Source organism: Isoptericola sp. NPDC055063 (assembly GCF_053608125.1).
The window spans coordinates 1-16,896 of sequence record NZ_JBSGUW010000003.1 but is presented as its reverse complement, the minus strand read 5'-3'; the positions used below and the strand labels follow the sequence as shown (position 1 = coordinate 16,896).

The 16,896-nt window shown below is 74.9% G+C and carries 18 protein-coding genes and 2 tRNA genes; 12 read left to right on the top strand and 8 right to left on the bottom strand.

Annotated features, from left to right (window positions below):
• The first annotated feature begins 20 nt into the window (after nt 1–20).
• The 4 genes from ACWF41_RS04000 to ACWF41_RS03985 all read left to right on the top strand — a co-directional run bounded on the left by ACWF41_RS04000 (nt 21) and on the right by ACWF41_RS03985 (nt 3,773).
• Complete coding sequence (locus ACWF41_RS04000) at nt 21–1,001, top strand: ACP S-malonyltransferase (protein ID WP_380321501.1); 981 nt, start codon at nt 21–23, stop codon at nt 999–1,001.
• Nucleotides 998–2,023 carry a beta-ketoacyl-ACP synthase III gene (locus tag ACWF41_RS03995; protein ID WP_380321504.1) on the top strand — a complete coding sequence of 342 codons (1,026 nt, stop codon included), beginning with the start codon at nt 998–1,000 and terminating at the stop codon, nt 2,021–2,023. Before ACWF41_RS04000 ends, ACWF41_RS03995 begins: the two co-directional genes overlap by 4 nt.
• 138 nt (nt 2,024–2,161) lie before the next feature.
• Nucleotides 2,162–2,413 (top strand): acyl carrier protein, encoded by a 252-nt coding sequence (locus ACWF41_RS03990; protein WP_380321507.1) that lies wholly within the window; start codon nt 2,162–2,164, stop codon nt 2,411–2,413.
• 115 nt (nt 2,414–2,528) lie between these two features.
• Nucleotides 2,529–3,773 carry a beta-ketoacyl-[acyl-carrier-protein] synthase family protein gene (locus tag ACWF41_RS03985; RefSeq protein WP_380321510.1) on the top strand — a complete coding sequence of 415 codons (1,245 nt, stop codon included), beginning with the start codon at nt 2,529–2,531 and terminating at the stop codon, nt 3,771–3,773.
• A gap of 119 nt (nt 3,774–3,892) precedes the next feature.
• Here ACWF41_RS03985 and ACWF41_RS03980 read toward each other — a convergent pair whose 3' ends face one another.
• Complete coding sequence (locus tag ACWF41_RS03980; protein WP_380321513.1) at nt 3,893–4,393, bottom strand: DUF3145 domain-containing protein; 501 nt, start codon at nt 4,391–4,393, stop codon at nt 3,893–3,895.
• A gap of 158 nt (nt 4,394–4,551) precedes the next feature.
• On the bottom strand, nt 4,552–5,037 hold the full coding sequence (gene def, locus ACWF41_RS03975; RefSeq protein ID WP_380321516.1) for a peptide deformylase: 486 nt from the start codon (nt 5,035–5,037) through the stop codon (nt 4,552–4,554).
• A gap of 81 nt (nt 5,038–5,118) precedes the next feature.
• Here def and ACWF41_RS03970 point away from each other — a divergent pair, with 81 nt between their 5' ends.
• A complete protein-coding gene (locus tag ACWF41_RS03970) occupies nt 5,119–6,300 on the top strand; it encodes an acyltransferase family protein (protein ID WP_380321519.1) in 1,182 nt (393 codons plus the stop codon).
• Here ACWF41_RS03970 and ACWF41_RS03965 read toward each other — a convergent pair.
• The gene (locus ACWF41_RS03965; protein WP_380321521.1) at nt 6,264–6,641 is read right to left on the bottom strand and encodes a DUF488 domain-containing protein; all 378 of its coding nucleotides are present in this window, start codon (nt 6,639–6,641) and stop codon (nt 6,264–6,266) included. The two genes, ACWF41_RS03970 and ACWF41_RS03965, sit on opposite strands and share 37 nt — an antisense overlap.
• A 65-nt stretch (nt 6,642–6,706) precedes the next feature.
• Here ACWF41_RS03965 and ACWF41_RS03960 point away from each other — a divergent pair.
• The 4 genes from ACWF41_RS03960 (at nt 6,707) to ACWF41_RS03945 (ending at nt 7,983) form a co-directional block, all read left to right on the top strand.
• Nucleotides 6,707–6,783: transfer RNA gene (locus ACWF41_RS03960), tRNA-Ile, on the top strand.
• Nucleotides 6,784–6,856: 73 nt separating this feature from the next.
• On the top strand, nt 6,857–7,273 hold the full coding sequence (locus ACWF41_RS03955) for a PLD nuclease N-terminal domain-containing protein (protein ID WP_380321523.1): 417 nt from the start codon (nt 6,857–6,859) through the stop codon (nt 7,271–7,273).
• Nucleotides 7,274–7,342: 69 nt separating this feature from the next.
• A complete protein-coding gene (locus ACWF41_RS03950; protein WP_380321525.1) occupies nt 7,343–7,858 on the top strand; it encodes a hypothetical protein in 516 nt (171 codons plus the stop codon).
• A 52-nt stretch (nt 7,859–7,910) separates the two neighbouring features.
• Nucleotides 7,911–7,983, top strand: a tRNA-Asn gene (locus ACWF41_RS03945).
• A 69-nt stretch (nt 7,984–8,052) separates the two neighbouring features.
• Here ACWF41_RS03945 and ACWF41_RS03940 read toward each other — a convergent pair.
• A complete protein-coding gene (locus ACWF41_RS03940; protein ID WP_380321528.1) occupies nt 8,053–8,988 on the bottom strand; it encodes a ribokinase in 936 nt (311 codons plus the stop codon).
• A 40-nt stretch (nt 8,989–9,028) separates the two neighbouring features.
• Nucleotides 9,029–10,000 carry a nucleoside hydrolase gene (locus ACWF41_RS03935; RefSeq protein ID WP_380321531.1) on the bottom strand — a complete coding sequence of 324 codons (972 nt, stop codon included), beginning with the start codon at nt 9,998–10,000 and terminating at the stop codon, nt 9,029–9,031.
• Nucleotides 10,001–10,126: 126 nt separating this feature from the next.
• Here ACWF41_RS03935 and ACWF41_RS03930 point away from each other — a divergent pair, with 126 nt between their 5' ends.
• Entirely contained in the window at nt 10,127–11,581 is a 1,455-nt protein-coding gene (locus ACWF41_RS03930) for an MDR family MFS transporter (RefSeq protein ID WP_380321534.1), read from the top strand.
• 18 nt (nt 11,582–11,599) lie between these two features.
• On the opposite strand, the gene ACWF41_RS03925 is transcribed toward ACWF41_RS03930, so the two are convergent.
• Entirely contained in the window at nt 11,600–12,784 is a 1,185-nt protein-coding gene (locus ACWF41_RS03925; RefSeq protein ID WP_380321537.1) for an FAD-dependent monooxygenase, read from the bottom strand.
• A 64-nt stretch (nt 12,785–12,848) separates the two neighbouring features.
• On the opposite strand from ACWF41_RS03925, the gene ACWF41_RS03920 reads away from it, so the two are divergent.
• Nucleotides 12,849–13,472, top strand: coding sequence for a TetR/AcrR family transcriptional regulator (locus ACWF41_RS03920; RefSeq protein WP_380321540.1), 624 nt, complete (start codon nt 12,849–12,851; stop codon nt 13,470–13,472).
• A gap of 177 nt (nt 13,473–13,649) precedes the next feature.
• A complete protein-coding gene (locus tag ACWF41_RS03915; RefSeq protein WP_380321543.1) occupies nt 13,650–14,417 on the top strand; it encodes an alpha/beta hydrolase in 768 nt (255 codons plus the stop codon).
• A gap of 43 nt (nt 14,418–14,460) precedes the next feature.
• On the opposite strand, the gene dnaG is transcribed toward ACWF41_RS03915, so the two are convergent.
• Together dnaG and ACWF41_RS03905 are read right to left on the bottom strand one after the other, a co-directional pair.
• Complete coding sequence (dnaG, locus tag ACWF41_RS03910) at nt 14,461–16,386, bottom strand: DNA primase (protein ID WP_380321546.1); 1,926 nt, start codon at nt 16,384–16,386, stop codon at nt 14,461–14,463.
• Between the two features lie 9 nt (nt 16,387–16,395).
• The coding region (locus ACWF41_RS03905) for a helix-turn-helix domain-containing protein (protein WP_452182044.1) at nt 16,396–16,896 on the bottom strand (501 nt) is incomplete at its 5' end.

Below are 16,896 nucleotides of genomic sequence, written 5' to 3'. Positions count from 1 at the left end.
CGGGGTGGCACCGTGGGTCCGTGCTCGCCGTCGTCTGCCCTGGACAGGGCTCTCAGACCCCCGGGATGCTCAGCCCCTGGCTGGAGCTGCCCGGCACCGCCGACCTGCTCGACTCCTTCTCGGCCGCGGCCGGGACCGACCTCGCCCAGCACGGGACGACGTCGGACGCCGACACGATCCGGGACACCGCCGTGGCCCAGCCGCTCATCGTGTCGTCCTCGCTGCTCGCGCTCCGCGCGATCCTCGACGGGCGTGCGACGACCGAGGTCGTGGACGTCACCGCCGGGCACTCGGTCGGCGAGCTCAGCGCCGCCGCCGTGTCGGGCGCGCTCGACGACGCCGGGGCCGTCGGCCTGGTCTCCCACCGTGCGCGCGCGATGGCGGAGGCCGCCGCGGCCACGCCGTCGGGCATGAGCGCCGTCGTGGGCGGCGACCCCGACGAGGTGCTGGCCGCCATCGAGGCCGCCGGGCTCTTCCCGGCGAACGTCAACGGAGGCGGCCAGGTCGTCGCCGCCGGCGACCCGGAGCGCCTCGCCGCGCTGGCCGCCGAGCCGCCGACGCGGGCCCGGGTAATCCCCCTGCAGGTCGCGGGCGCGTTCCACACCCCCTTCATGGAGACGGCCCGCGTCGCGTTCGAGCAGGTCGCGACCGGCTGGCTCGCCACCGACCCGCGCCTGCCCCTGCTCTCCGACGCGGACGGCGCCTCCTACGACGCGCTCGCGCCGGGCTCGCACGGGCACGGCACCGCCACGGACGTGCTGGCCCGCCTCGCCGCGCAGGTCACCGCGCCGGTGCGCTGGGACCTGTGCCAGGCGACGCTCGCCGACCGCGGCGTCACCGGCATCCTCGAGCTCGCGCCGGGCGGCGTCCTCACGGGCCTGGCCAAGCGCGCGCTCAAGGGCGTGGAGTCCGTCGCCGTGAAGTCGCCGGACGACATCGAGGCGGCCCGCGACCTCATCGCCCGTCACTCCGTCGTGGGCGGCGCGGAGGCCTCCGCGTGACCCTTCCCGGCGCCGGGCACCGCCCCGTGCTCCGCCAGGCCGAGCCCGTGCGCTTCTCGCGGATCCTGGCCGTGGCCGGCGAGCGGGGCGAGCGCGTCGTGACCAACGACGACGTGGCCGGTCCGATCGACTCGTCGGACGAGTGGATCCGCCAGCGCACGGGTATCGTCACGCGCCGGTACGCCGCCGCGGACGTCGACGTGCTCGACCTCGCGGAGGCCGCGGCCCGCAAGGCGCTCGACGCCGCCGGGCTCACCGGCGCGGACGTCGACGTCGTGATCCTGTCCACGGTCACGTACTTCCACCAGACGCCCGCGGGGGCCGCCGTCCTCGCCGAGCGGCTGGGGGCGACCCCCGCAGCGGCCTACGACGTCTCGGCCGCCTGCGCCGGCTACGCCTACGGGATCGGCCAGGCCGACGCCCTCGTGCGCTCCGGCGCCGCGCGGCACGTGCTGGTGATCGGCGCCGAGAAGATGTCGGACTTCGTCGACCCCACCGACCGGTCGATCTCGTTCCTGCTCGGCGACGGCGCGGGCGCCGCCGTCGTGGGCCCGTCGGACAGCCCGGGCATCGGCCCGACGGTCTGGGGCTCCGACGGCGCGAAGGCGCAGGCCATCTCGCAGACCCGCGGCTGGCAGGACCTGCAGACGGACCCGACGGCCGGCTGGCCGACGCTCCGCCAGGACGGCCCCACCGTGTTCAAGTGGGCCAGCTTCCAGATGGCCCCGATCGCGGCCAAGGCGATGGCGGAGGCGGGCGTCGAGCCCGAGGACGTCCAGGTCTTCGTGCCGCACCAGGCGAACATGCGCATCATCGACCAGCTCGTGAAGCAGCTGCGGCTGCCCGAGACGGTCGTCGTGGCGCGTGACATCGCCGACACCGGCAACACGTCGGCCGCGTCGATCCCGCTCGCCACCGAGCGGCTGCTGGCCGAGGGGCAGGCCCGCTCCGGCGACCTGGCCCTGCAGATCGGCTTCGGCGCGGGCCTCGTCTACGCGGCACAGGTCGTGGTGCTGCCCTAGCCTCCGGTCCCGACCCGTCGCGGATCCGTCCGGATCGGCGCCCGAGGTCGTGACCGACCCCCGTGGTGCGGGACAATCGCACCGCAACACCCCACGGTGCCGGACGGCCGGTACCCCGTTCAAGGAGAGACGCACCCCATGGCTTACACCTCCCAGGAGATCCTCGAGGGCCTCGCCGAGATCGTCGCCGAGGAGACCGGTCTTCCCACGGACGCGGTCGCGAGCGAGAAGTCGTTCACGGACGACCTCGACATCGACTCCCTGTCGATGATGACGATCGTGACCCACGCCGAGGACAAGTTCAGCGTCCGCATCCCGGACGACGAGGTCAAGAACCTCACCACCGTCGGCGACGCCGTCTCGTACATCGAGGGCGCGCAGGCCGCGTGACGCCTCGGGGCGCACGCCCCGCCGCGCGGGCGGGCCGGGACCTCCCGGCCCGCCCGGCAACCTGATCGAGCAGCCCCTCGCCCCCACCCGCTCTCACCTCAGGAGTGACCCACCCATGACTGCCTCGCGCGACGTCGTCGTCACCGGCCTCGGCGCCACCACCCCGCTCGGTGGCGACGCCCCCAGCACCTGGGCCGCGGCCCTCGCGGGAGAGTCGGGTGCGCGTCCTCTCGACAACGACTGGGCGGAGAAGTACGGGCTCCCGGTCACCTTCGCCGCCACGATCAAGGTCACCCCCGACCAGGTCCTCTCCCGGCCCGAGACCAAGCGCATGGACCCGTCCACGCAGTACGCGATGGTCGCGGCCCGCGAGGCCTGGCAGGACGCCGGCGCCCCCGAGGTCGACGGCGAGCGCCTCGGCGCGGTCGTGTCGTCGGGGATCGGCGGCATCTGGACCACCCTGGACGGCTGGGACACCCTCAAGGAGCGCGGCGCACGCCGCATGCTCCCCATGACGGTCCCGATGCTCATGCCGAACTCCCCCGCCGCGTACGTGTCGCTCGAGTTCGGCGCCAAGGCCGGGGCGCACGCCCTCGTCTCCGCCTGCGCGTCCGGCGCCGAGGCGATCGGGTACGGCGTGGACATGATCCGCAACGGCCGCGCCGACGTCGTCGTGTGCGGCGGTACCGAGGCCACCATCCACCCCATGCCGATCGCCGCCTTCGCGGCCTCGCGCACGCTCTCGCTGCGCAACGACGACCCGCAGCGCGCCTCGCGCCCCTACGACGTCGACCGGGACGGCTTCGTCATCGGCGAGGGCGCCGCCGTGCTGGTCCTCGAGAGCGCCGAGCACGCCGCGGCCCGCGGCGCGCGCGTCTACGCGAAGATCGCCGGCCTGGGCCTGTCCTCCGACGCGTACCACATCACCTCCCCCGACCCCGAGGGCACCGGGCAGGTCTCCGCGATGCGCCGCGCGCTCGAGGACGCGGGCGTCACGTCCCGCGACGTCGTGCACGTCAACGCGCACGCCACCTCGACCAAGGTCGGCGACCTCACCGAGACCGCGTCCATCCGGACCCTCATGGGGGGCGAGGCCGACCACGTGCGCCTCTCGGCCACCAAGTCGATGACCGGCCACCTGCTGGGCGGCGCCGGCGCGCTCGAGGCCCTCTTCACCATCAAGGCCGTGTCGGAGCGCCTCGCCCCGCCCACGATCAACGTGGAGAACCCGGACCCCGAGCTCCAGGTCCCCCTGGTGCGCGACACCCCCGAGCGTCTCCCCGACGGCGACATCGTCGCGATCAACAACTCCTTCGGCTTCGGCGGGCACAACGTCGCCCTCACGGTGACGAACGCCTGAGCCGAGGCACCGGCGGCCCCGCCGGCACGACGACGCCCCGCCACCTCGCGAGAGGTGACGGGGCGTCCGTCGTTCGTCGTCCGGGGACTCAGCCCACCTGGCTCAGCCCACCTGTCGTCTCAGCCCACGCGGTGCAGCCAGCGCACAGGGGCCCCGGCGCCGGCGTAGCGGAACGGCTCGAGCTCGTCGTCCCAGGCCGTGCCCAGCGCCAGGTCGAGGGCCTCGCGCACGCCGCGGCCGTCGTGCGCGGAGTCCAGCGCCGCGCGCACCCGGTCCTCGGGGACGACGACGTTGCCGTGCACGTCCGTCATGGCGTGGAAGATGCCGAGGTCGGGGGTGTGCGACCAGCGGGCGCCGTCGGCGCCGTGGCTCGCCTCCTCCGTCACCTCGTAGCGCAGGTGGTCCCAGCCCCGCAGGGCAGAGGCCAACCGGGCACCGGTTCCCTGGGTGCCCTGCCACGAGTACTCGGCACGGAACAGTCCGCGCCCCGCCGGCTGGGCCGTCCAGTCGAGCGAGACACGTCCCCCGAGCACGTTGCCTGCCGCCCACTCGAGGTGAGGGCAGAGCGCACGGGGTGCCGAGTGCACGAACAGCACACCGCGGGTGATCGCACCAGCCATGTTGTCCTCCCTGGTTCCGAGGTCCGTCTTCCCCTACGTCCTCGAACCGGTCGGCCTGCTGGTCGGCGAGCTCCGACGGTGTGTCGTCTTGACACATCCTGCCCGATGGCGGGCGGCCGTGCGAGAGGAAACGCGGACTTGAGCAGTCCTTGAGGAATTCAGAGTCGTTCGCGCAGCTCCCGCATGGCCTTCTTGCGCGCGCTGCGCTCGAGACGGTCCAGGTAGAGCATGCCGTCGAGGTGGTCGGTCTCGTGCTGGAGACAGCGGGCCATCAGCCCGGTGCCCTCGACCTCGATCTCGTTGCCGTCCAGGTCCGTGCCGACCACCCGGGCGTACCAGGCGCGCGTCGTCGGGTACCAGAGCCCCGGCACCGACAGGCAGCCCTCGTCGCCGTCCTGGGTCTCGTCGGACAGCTCGACGATCCGCGGGTTGAGGACGTAGCCGATCTCGTCGTCCACGTTCCAGGAGAACGCCCGGAGGCTCACGCCGATCTGGTTGGCCGCCAGGCCCGCCCGGCCGTCGGCGTCGACGGTCTCGACGAGGTCCTCGACGAGCGACCGGACACGGTCGTCGACGGCGGTGATCTCGTCGCAGGGTGTGCGCAGCACGGGGTCGGGCAGCACCCGGATCTCTCGCATCGCCATGGGCGGCATTCTCCCACGTCGCGAGCCGGTGGCTGCGCCGATTATCACGGTTTGATAACGTGCACGGCGATGCTACGACGGATGACTGAGTCAACCACGCCGCCCGCGCCGAGCACCCGGAGGGTCGCCCCGGCGTCGGCCGGCCGACCTCGGCTCGCCGCCCTCGACGGGCTGCGCTTCCTCGCCGCGATGGCGGTGGTCGCCTACCACTACGTGGCGGTGAACCACTCCGCGTGGGGCGTCCGCACCGAGGACTCGTTCCCCCACCTGCAGCCGGTCGCCGTGTTCGGCTCCTTCGGCGTGCAGCTCTTCTTCGTGATCAGCGGCTTCGTCATCCTCATGTCGGCCTGGGGCCGCGACGTGCGGTCGTTCACCGCGTCCCGCGTGGGCCGCCTCTTCCCCGCCTACTGGTTCTCCGTGGCCGCCGTCGTCGCCCTGCTGGTGCTCGTGACCCCCGGCCGCAAGGACGTCGGCATCCCGGAGGCCGCCGCCAACCTCACGATGGTGCAGCGGGCGTTCGGGGTGCAGGACATCGAGCCGGTGTACTGGACGCTCTGGACCGAGCTGCGGTTCTACGTGCTCATCGGGATCCTGCTGGCCGTGGGAATGACCCGCCGCCGCCTCATCGCGTTCGCCGCCGTTTGGCCCGTGCTCGCCGCCGTCGCGGTCCGGTCCGGCAACGAGCTCTGGTCCACCCTGCTCGTCGGCAGCGACGCCCCGCTCTTCGCCGGCGGCATGATCCTCTACCTGCTCACCAAGGAACGTCGCTCGCTCGTGCTGTGGCTCCTGCTGGGGCTCAACGTGGCCCTGGCCGGCGTCGTGTCGGGGCGCAGCCAGTCGCTGCGGATCGCGAACAGCACCGGCGTCACCGTCGGGCCGGAGACGTACTGGGTGGCCATCCTGGCCTGCTTCGCGCTCGTCGCCGCCGTCGCGTTGACCCGCCTCGACCGGCTCTCCTGGCGCTGGCTCACGGTGGTGGGCGCGATGACGTACCCCCTGTACCTGCTGCACTCGTCGTGGGGGCAGTGGCTCATCGGCGAGACGAGCCCCCACCTGCCCGCGGGCGCCACCTTCGTCCTCGTCACCGGCACGATGCTGCTCGTGGCCTTCCTGGTGCACCGGTTCGTGGAGCGCCCGTTCGGCCCGCGGCTGCGCCGCGCCGTCGCCCGCGATCTCGAGCGCACGAGCCGCGCCCTCGGCCGCACCCCGCGCGAGGCGAGGCCCGCTCAGGCGTCCGAGCCGGAGGCCGTCTCCTCCAGGTAGTCGAGCAGGACGTCGCGCAGCACGAGCGCCTGGTTGTGCTCCGTGTCGTGGGCCGAGTACAGGAGCGTGAGGCGGTCGTCCCCGGCCCCGAGGGCGGCCAGCTCCGCGACCTCCGGGTTGCCGGCGAGCTCGGCCCGGTAGCGGCGCTCGAACTCGGCGAACAGGTCCGGATCGTGGTGGAACCACTGCCGCAGCTCCGTCGACGGCGCCACCTCCTTGCACCACCGGTCCAGGTGCGCGTGCTCCTTCGACACCCCGCGGGGCCACAGCCGGTCCACGAGCACGCGGGCCCCGTCGTCCGGTCCCGGGGGCTCGTACACGCGCTTCACGACGATGGTCACTCCCCCATGAGACCGCGCCGGCCGGCCGGACGCACTCGTGGCGCCGGCCGGTATGCTCGCCGCGCGCCCCGTTAGCTCAGCTGGTCAGAGCAGTCGACTCATAATCGATCGGTCGCGGGTTCAAGTCCCGCACGGGGCACCAGACGCCTTCTCCGGTTGCTTCTCACCCGGTCGAGTCGGGCACCGCACGGCGCGGACCGCTACGCTCCGGGGCCATGCCCCGCGTGCTGCTGATGCTGGCCTTCCTCGCGCTCGTCGTCTACACGCTCGTGGACGTCGTCCAGTCGGACGAGGACGACGGCGGCGGCATCCAGAAGGGCTTCTGGATCGTCATCATCCTGCTGCTGCCGTTCGCCGGGTCGATCGCCTGGCTCCTCGTGAGCCGCCGCGCCCGCGCGAACCGGCGCCCGGCGCCGCGCACCGGCTACCCGGCCGGGCCCGTGCCGCCCGCCCAGTACCCCGGCCGCCGCCGCACCTGGGAGACCGAGGCCGCTCCCGCCGAGCCCGACGACGACCCCGAGATGCGGTGGCTCCTGGAGCAGGCGCGGCTCCAGCGTGAGCGCGAGCAGCGCGCGCAGGACGACGCCACGCCCCAGCCGGACGACGAAGCCCCGGGCGCCACCGCCGGCTGAGGCGGCCCCCTCGTCGCTCCGACCTCCCGGGGAACGTGCCGCCGCGTCAGGCCTCGGTACGGTGGCGCCATGTGGTTTCGCCGCTCCCCCCTGCCCGACGACGTCCGCCGCGCCCTCCCCCTGGCCCGCGGAGAGCGAGTCCTGGCGTCCGTCGAGCTCGCCGACGGACGGTGGGCCGTGGCGACCACCGCGGACCTCGTCGTCGTCGGGCCGGGCCCGCAGGACGTCGACATGCGACGTCCGTGGTCCGACGTCGACCGCGGCGTGCTCGACCCCGAGCGCTCAGAGCTGCAGATCTCCTGGGTCGACGCGGCACCCGACCTCGTGCTGCGGCTCGTCGACCCGGAGCGCACCCCGTTCCCCCAAGCCCTGCGCGAGCGCGTGCAATGGTCGGTGGTGCTGGCCGAGACGGTCGCCGTCCCCGGCGGGGGCGACGTGAAGGTCGCCGTGCGCCGGACGGCGGACGGCCGGTTCTTCTCCCAGGCCGTCGCCGGGCCGGGCGTCGACCTGGAGGACCCCGCCGTCGCCCGAGTGGTGGACGCCACGGAGTCCAGGGTGCGGGGTGCGTCCGGACTACCCGTGTAAGCCTGGTAATGTTCTTCCCGGTTCGAAGGCCGCCGGCCGGACGACCGAGCGATCCCGCGTAGCTCAGCTGGCAGAGCATCCGACTGTTAATCGGACGGTCGTTGGTTCAAGTCCAACCGCGGGAGCCCCGAGACAAGGCCTCTGACCTGCATCGCAGGCGGGGGCCTTCGTCGTTCCCGGATTGCGACGACGGCTCAGGGGAGCTCGTCGCCCACGCGCGGGTAGGACGGCTGCGCGCCGGAGCCGCGGACGGCGAAGGCACCGACGCGGGCGGCGAGGCGCGCCGCGTCCACCAGCCCGCGCCCCCAGGCGAGCTCACCCGCGAGGGCGCCCACGAACGCGTCGCCGGCGCCCGTCGTGTCGACCGCGTCGACGCGCGGCGACGACACGACGACCACGCCGTCCACGCCCGGCCCCGCGACGAGCGCGCCCTGCGCGCCACGCGTGAGCACGACGGAGGGCACCCCGAGGCGCCGCAGGGCGCCCACGACGTCCTCGTCGGTGAGCTCCGCCCCGGCCGCCGGGGCGCCGCGCTCGAGGAGGCCGAGCGCGCCATGGGCCTCGTGCTCGTTGACCACGAGCGGGTCGGCGCGGCGCAGGATCGCGGCGTCGACGTCGATCACCGGCGCGAGGTTGACCACCACGCGCCCGCCGGCCAGGCGGGCCGCCTCCTCGATCCCGTCGCGCGGGATCTCGCCCTGCAGCACCACCACGGCGGCAGCGGCGAGCAGGTCGGCGTGCCGGCGTACCTGCGCGGCGTCCACGGCCGCGTTCGCCCCGGGGACCACGACGATCGCGTTCTCGCCGTCGGCCGCGACCGTCACCACGGCGACCCCGGTACCGCCCGGCACCACGACGAGCCCCGAGAGGTCCACACCGGCGTCGCGCAGGCCGGAGGTGGCGGCCTGCGCGAACTCGTCGTCGCCCACCGCCCCGACGAACGCGACACGCGCGCCCAGCCGGGCGGCGGCGACCGCCTGATTGGCGCCCTTGCCCCCGGGGAGCACCTGGAGGTCGCGGCCCAGCACCGTCTCCCCCGGTGCCGGGTGCACGGTGGTTCGGGCCAGCAGGTCGGCGTTGGCGGACCCCACGACGACGACGGTCGCGGGCTCGACGGGTCTGGTGGTCACGGTCTCTCCGGTTGGTGGGGCGGGAGCGGTGCGGTGGTGCTCAGAGGCCGCGCACACGCTCGACCAGGTGGGGCGCCAGCGGGGTGTCCGTGGCGAGGACGACACGGGTGCGCGCGCCGGGCACGTCGGGGTGCCCGGCGTACAGGCCGCGCAGGTCGCACAGAGTCTGGCCGCGGCCGGGCCCGTCGGTGGCGTCCACGAGGACGGGCACGCGCGGCGCGACAGTGGCCTGCACGCCGCCGACCGCGAGGGCCGCGGCGAGCGGGTCGTGCAGGGCGGAGCAGCGCCGGCCGAACGTGGGCACATGGAAACCGAAGTACAGGTCCAGCACCTCGCCCAGCCAGGGCGCCAGCGCGGTACCCGCCTCCAGAAGCGCCTTGCGGTCGGTCTCCTCGAAGAGGTTGACCATGGTGACGTCGAGCGGCACGAGCGTGACGTCCCAGTCGGCGGCGAGCACCTCGGCGGCGGCCTCGGGGTCGTTCGCGATGTTCGCCTCTGCCACCGGCGACACGTTGCCCGGGTGGAGCGCAGCGCCGCCCATGACGGTCACGTCGACCACGCGCTCGACGAGTGTCGGGTCCTCCCGGAGCGCGAGCGCGAGGTTCGTCAGCGGCCCGACGGCGACGACCCGCAGCCGACCCGCGTGCTCGTGGGACAGCCGGAGCAGCAGCTCGACCGCCGACTCCTGCGCAGGGGCCCGTCGCGACGACGGGAGCGTGACGTCGCCCACACCGTTCGCGCCGTGGACGTGCGGGGCGCCGCCGTCGTAGTCACCGACCAGCGGGTCGGTCGCGCCCACGGCGACGGGGACGTCGTCGCGGCCTGCGAGCGCCAGCAGGTCGAGGGTGTTCACGGCCGCCTGCGGAGCGTCGATGTTGCCGTGGACGGTGCCGACCCCGACCAGGTCGACCTCCGGCGAGGCGAGCAGGTAGGCGAGGGCGAGCGAGTCGTCGACACCGGTGTCGCAGTCGAGGAAGAGCGGCGCGGCGGTGGTCGGGGCGTGCAGGGTCACGGGACATCCTTCGTGGTCGTGGGAGCGGACACCAGTGTCGCGCACCGGGAGCCGGGGACCGACCTCCGGGCCGGCCTCCCGCGACCGCCGGGAATACCCGGTGGTTGCTCCCGGCTTGTGCCTGTCGTGCCCACGACCGGTCATGTCTCCGTCGGCCTGCGCTCCGAGCGCGGGCCCATCCTCCTGTCCCTGATGCTCGCCACGGCGCTCGTCGCGCTCGACGCCACGATCATCGCCACGGCGTCCGCGACGATCGCCCGCGAGCTCGGCGGATTCGACCAGCTGCCCTGGCTGTTCTCGACGTACCTGCTCGCCCAGGCCGTGAGCACCCCCGTCTTCGGCCGGCTCGCGGACGTGCTGGGCCGCAAGCGGCTCATGCTCGCGGGCGTCGCACTGTTCTTCGCCGGGTCGCTGGTGGCCGGCATCGCCCCGACGATGGGCGTCCTCATCGCCGGCCGGGTGCTGCAGGGCCTCGGCGCCGGCGCGGTCATGCCCGTGTCGATGACGATCGCGGCGGACATCTACACGCTCGAGGAGCGGGCCAAGACCCAGGGCTACCTCGCGTCCGTGTGGGCGATCTCCGCCGTCGTCGGCCCGACCCTCGGCGGCGTGTTCTCGCAGTTCACCAGCTGGCGCTGGATCTTCCTCGTCAACATCCCGCTGTGCGTGCTCGCCGCCTGGATGCTGGCCCGCCGCTACCACGAGCCCGCCCGCGAGGGGGCCCGCGAGCCGATCGACTACCTCGGCGCGACGCTCCTCGCCGCGGGCAGCACGCTGCTGCTGTTCGGCCTGCTCGAGGGCGGCACCCGCTGGGCGTGGGGCTCGCTGCCGTCGCTGGTGGTCTTCGCGGTCGCGGTACTGCTGCTCGCGGGCTTCGCCGTGCACAGCCGCCGCGCCCGGCACCCGATCGTGGACCTCGCCATCCTGCGGCGCCGCGTGGTGGGCGTCTCGACCACGGTCTCCCTGCTCGTGGGCGTCGTGGTGCTCGCCCTGTCCACGTACGTGCCGATCTACGCCCAGGGCGTGCTCGGCACCGGACCCCTCGTCGCCGGGTTCGCGCTCGCCGCGATGACCATCGGCTGGCCTCTGTCCGCGTCGAACGCCGGGCGGCTCTACCTGCGGATCGGGTTCCGCCTCACCGCCGTGATCGGCACGTCGCTGGCGGTGGTGGGCACGGCGCTCACGCTGCTGCTGGCGCCGGGCTCCTCCGTGCTCGCCGTTGCCGGCGCGTGCTTCGTCATCGGCGCGGGCATGGGGCTCACCGCCGTGCCGACCCTCATCGCGGCACAGTCGCAGGCGTCGTTCACCGAGCGCGGCGCCGTCACCGGCACCAACATGTTCGCCCGGTCGATCGGCTCGGCCGTCGGCGTGGCCGTGTGCGGCGCGATCGTCAACGCCCGCACCACCGTGGGCGCCGACGGGACCCCCGAGGGGCCCGGGCTGATGGCCGCGATCCATCTCGTCTTCGCCCTGCTGGTCGGGGTGGCCGCCGTGCTCGTCGTGCTCGCCGCGTTCATGCCCGCCGACCTCCAGGCCGCCCGCGAGCGCCGCGCCGCGACGGCGGACGCCACGCCCGCCTGACCGGCGTTCCGGTCGGGCTCAGGGCGCCTCGGGCGGCCGCCAGCCCATGACCGCGCGGGTGCCGCGGGTGACGGCCGACGCCGGGGTGCGGCGCATCAGCGCGTTGCGCAGCCCCTGCCAGCGCGGCCCCAGGTGCGACCCGAACCGGCCGCTGGCGACCGACGCACGCGCAAGCGCCCGGCAGCGCGGGCGGCGGGCGGCGTCGTACACGGCGAGCGCCCGGCCGAGGGACTGCCCGGACGCGACGCCGGCCGCCACGATGCGCCCCACGCAGACGCCGTCCTCCAGCGCGGTCGCCGCGCCCTGCCCCATCGTGGGCAGGGTCGCGTGCGCGGCGTCGCCGACCATGACGACGCGCCCGCGCACGTAGCGCGGCAGGCCGCCGGGCAGGTGGAGCACGTCGTGACGGATCACTGCGCCCGGCGGCGTCGCGGCGATCACGTCCCGGACCTCCGGCGCCCAGCCCGTGAACCGCTCGACGGCGGCCCCGTGCTCGTCGTCGAGCCGCGTGCCCTCCGGCATGGCCACGTACCCGTACCAGTAGGTGGCGCCGTCGCTGACGGGCATGGCGCCGAACTCGGCGCGCGCGCCCCAGTACTGCCGCAGGCTCGGCCCGGCGGACAGCCCGGGCTCGACGGCGCGCCAGCTCGAGAACCCCGAGTACACCGGGAGGCGGTCGGGGAACAGCGCCCTCCGGACCGCGCTGCGCACTCCGTCGGCCCCGACGACGAGCTCCGCCTCACGCTCGTCCTGCGCACCGGCGCGGTCGGCGTACCGCACACGGGCGGGCGCGGCGGGGCCGCCCGCGTCGACGGTCGTGACGCGCACGTCGGTGACGACCTCGACGCCGAGCTGCCGCGCCCGCCCCAGCAGGGCGCCGTGCAGGCGCGCGCGGTGCACGCCGCGCAGCGTCGTGTTGGCGCCCTCGGCCGGGTCGTCGGGGAGGCGCAGGATCGGCCGCCCGCGGGAGTCCCACGTACCGGCGGCCCAGGTGCGGGGCCCCATCGCCGCGACGGCGTCGCCGTCGAGGCCCAGCCCGTCGAGGGATGCCACGGCGTTCGGCGTGAGCGCGACCCCCGCGCCGACCTCGCCCAGCTCCCGCGCCCGCTCGAGGACGGTGGTGCGCCATCCCGCGTCGGCGAGGGCCACCGCCGAGGCGAGGCCCCCGATACCGCCACCGACCACGACCGCCGTGCCTGCCATCCGTCCGCCTCCGAGTCTCATACCACCACATGCGTAGTGGTATTCATCTTGCCATACTGGCCGCGTGCCCAGGACGAACCCCGAGCGCCGCCGCGCCCTCACCGACGCCGCGATCGCGCTGCTCGTCGACGCCGGGGTGCACGGCCTCAGCCACCGCGCCGTCGAGCGCGCGGCCGGGCTCCCCGCCGGGACGGCCGCGAACTACTTCCCCGGACGCGAGGACCTGCTGGTCGCGACGGCGGAGCGGATCGTCGAGCTGCACCTCGCCGACGCGCGCGCCGCGACGGAGGCCTCGGTCGCGGCGGAGCCCGCCGGGCCCGCCGTCAGCGGCGGCGAGCTCCTCGACCGCATGACCGACCTGCTCGCCGCCTCCCTGCTCGACGCCGCCACCGCGCACCGCGACCGCTACCTCGCGATCGCCGAGCTGCAGCTCGAGGCGCGCCGCCGCCCCGCGCTCGCCGCGGCCCTCGCCGGGCTCGCGACCCAGGCGTCCGACCTCACGGCCGTGATGCACGCCGACACCGGGCTCGACGTCGACCCTGCGGCGGTGCCGACCCTGGTCCTGCTGTACGGGGGCGCCCTGCTGACCCTCGTGACCGGCGCCGCGTCCGCCGACGCGGCCACCACCCGACACCTGGCCCGCGCCATCGTGCACGGCAGCCTGGCGCCGTCCGGCCCCGTCCCATGAGCGGAAACACGTTGAGGCGCGCCGCCGCGCGCTGCTAGCCTCGCGGAGGCCGTGCGAGACAGAGCAAGGAGGTGGTACCCGTGAACGTACCGACGTGGGTGCTCCTCCGCGGAGTCATGGTCGGGCGATAGGTCGCCCGGGAGCGCCTTTCACGCAGTCCTCCCGAAAGGCACGACCATGAACACCTCGACCTCCTCCGCCCTGACCTTCACCTCCTCCGCGCGGCTCGACGACGGCACCGTCGAGCGCCGCTTCACCCTCGGTGAGATCCCGGGCATCCTCTGGACGCCCCCGACCGCCACGCCGTCCGACCCCGCGCCCCTGATCCTCCTCGGCCAGCCCGGCGGGCTCGGCCTGGACCGCATGTACCCCCGGCTCGTCGGCCGGGCCCGGGGCGCCGCGGCCGACGGTTTCGCGACCGCCGCCCTCGAGCTCCCCGGCAGCGGCGACCGGGAGCCGCTGCCCGGGGCCGGGCAGGTCCGCGCCGACCTGCGCGCGGCGCTCACCGCCGGCGAGCCGGTCACCGACGACATCGTCGACCGGCTGGTCCTCCCACTCGTCGACCGGGCGGTCCCGGAGTGGCGGTCCGCCCTGGACGCGCTCCTCGCCCTCCCGGAGGTCGACGGGCCCGTCGGGTACTCGGGCGGGGTGATCGCCGTCGGCGTCCGCCTGGCGCTCGTCGAGCCGCGCGTCGTGGCCGCCGGGCTGTTCGCCGGCAGCTACGTGCCGCGGTCCACCCTGGACGAGGCCCGACGCGTCACGATCCCGCTGCACGTGCTGCTGCAGTGGGACGACGAGGGCAACGACCGCCAGGCCGCCCTCGACCTGTTCGACGCCTTCGGCTCGGCCGAGAAGACGCTGCAGGCGAACCTCGGCGGCCACACGGGCGTCCCCGCGTTCGCCGGCGAGGACGCGGGCCGGTTCTTCGAGCGGCACCTGCGGTGACCCGTGGGCTCCCGTCCCCGGACCGGCGGACGGGAGCCTCGGCTCAGACCCCCTCGCGCAGCGTGCGGCGCTGCTGCTCGATCGCGAGCAGGTCGGTGAAGGCCTGCTGGTAGGCGGCAGGGTCCTTCTCCGCGTCCAGGCGCTGCAGGCGGCTCTTGGCGTCGGCGATGCGCCGCGTGAGGCCGAGGTCCACCAGCGCGCGCACGACGTCCGCCACGTAGTTGCCGATGACCGACTCGCGGTCCTCGGGGACGGGGGCGACGGCCAGCTCCGTGACCAGCGGCGCGACGGTCTCCGGCGCTTGCTCCGCGACGGCCTCCACCCACCGGCCGCCGTCCACGTCGCGGCCGGCAGCGACACCGCCCGCCGCGCGCACGGCGTCGTGCACCGCGCGCCAGGCGGGGACGCCGAACGCGTCCTCGCCCAGCTCGTCGAACGACGCGGGCACGTGCTGCGGGTACTGCAGGACGACGACCAGGGCCTGGCGCTCCAGGCGCGCCACCGGGTCGCGCGGGTCGGGCACCGCGGGCGCCGCGTCCGGCTCGGGCCGGGCGTCGCGGCGCTGGTCACGGTCGGGCCTGCCCCTCGACGGCGTCGACGCCGCGCGCGCCACCTCCCGGCGCACGTCCTCGGTGTCGATGCCGATCCACCGCGCGAGGGAGCGCGCGTACCCGAGCTGCATCGACCGGTCGCGGATGCCCGCCACCAGCGGCGCCGCGGAGCGCAGGGCGCCGACGCGCCCCTCGACGGTGTCGAGGTCGAACGTGTCCAGGGTGGTGCGGATGACGAACTCGAACAGGGGCTGACGGCCGTCCACCAGCGCACGCACCGCCTCCGGGCCCCGGGCCATGCGCAGCTCGCACGGGTCCATGCCGGACGGCTCCACCGCGACGAACGTCTGCGCGTGGAAGCGCTGGTCCTCGCCGAACGCGCGCACCGCCGCCTTCTGCCCGGCCGCGTCGCCGTCGAACGTGAAGATCACCTCACCGCCGAGCGACGCCCCGGACGCGAGCTGCAGCCCGCCGCCGGCCGTGGTGTCGCCGAGCAGGCGCCGCACCACCTTGGCGTGCTCGGCCCCGAAGGCGGTGCCGCAGGTGGCGACGGCGGCCTCGACGCCGGACAGGTGCGCCGCCATGACGTCGGTGTAGCCCTCGACGATCACCACCCGCTTGCCCTGCGCGATCGACCGCTTGGCCAGGTCGATCCCGTACAGCACCTGGGACTTCTTGTAGAGGGACGTCTCGGGGGTGTTGAGGTACTTGGGGCCCTGGTCGTCGTCGTACAGGCGGCGGGCGCCGAAGCCGATCACCGCGCCCGTGACGTCGCGGATCGGCCACACGAGGCGCCCGCGGAACCGGTCGTAGATGCCGCGCTGACCCTGGCTGACGAGCCCGGAGGCGACCAGCTCGGCCTGCGTGAACCCGCGGCCCTGCAGGTGGCGCAGCAGGGAGTCCCAGCCCGTCGGGGCGTAGCCGACGCCGAAGTGTTCGGCGTCCGCGCGGTCGAAGCTGCGCTCCGCGAGGAACGCCCGTCCGGCCTGCGCTCCCGGCCCGAAGAGCTGCTCGGCGTAGAACTCGGCGGCCACCTTGTGCGCCTCGACGAGGCGCTGGCGCCTGCCCGGCTCCTCGCGCGGGCCGCGATCGGCCGCGGCGCCCGTGCGGGAGTCCTCGTAGCGCAGCTGCACGCCCACGCGGTCGGCGAGGAACTCGACGGCGTCGGTGAACCCCATGCCGTCGATCTTCTGCACGAAGGAGATGACGTCGCCGCCCTCGCCGCAGCCGAAGCAGTGCCAGCGCCCGACGCCGGGCCGCACGTGGAACGACGGCGAGCGCTCGTCGTGGAAGGGGCACAGCCCCTTGAGAGACCCGACCCCCGCGGGCTTGAGCGTGACGTGCGCGGAGACGATCTCCTCGATCCGCGCGCGCTCCCGTACCGCCTCGACATCCTCCCGCTTGATCAGCCCCGCCACGGGCCGAGTCTATGCGCGCCCGGCGCCGACCAGACCGGCCGTCCCCCGGCGTCGGCCGGCGAGCGCCGCGACCTCGTCCCGCGACGCCGCGCAGCGCCGCGCGTAGGCGGCCGGCGGCATCCCGAGGGCGCGCGCGAAGTCGGTGCTCAGGTGGGCCTGGTCGTAGTAGCCGACGGCGGCGGCCACCTCCGCGAGGGGCCGCGCGGGGTCGACGGCGACCATGTCCGCCGCGAGGTGCACGCGGTGGCGTTGCAGCACCCACTTGGGGCTCACGCCGACCCAGCCGGCGAACAGCCGCTGCAGGGAGCGCGGCGTCGTGCCGGCGAGCACGGCGAGGTCGGCCACCCCGGCGTCGGGCCCGAGCTCCCCGGAGACCACCGCGGCGAGCACCCTTGCGACGCGGTCCAGCGCGTCGGCCGCGCGCGGCGTGCGCCGGGCTGCCGCCGCGGCACGGAGCAGCGGCGTGACCGCCGCGACGGCCCCCGCGTCGTCCCCGGCCCGGGCCGCGGC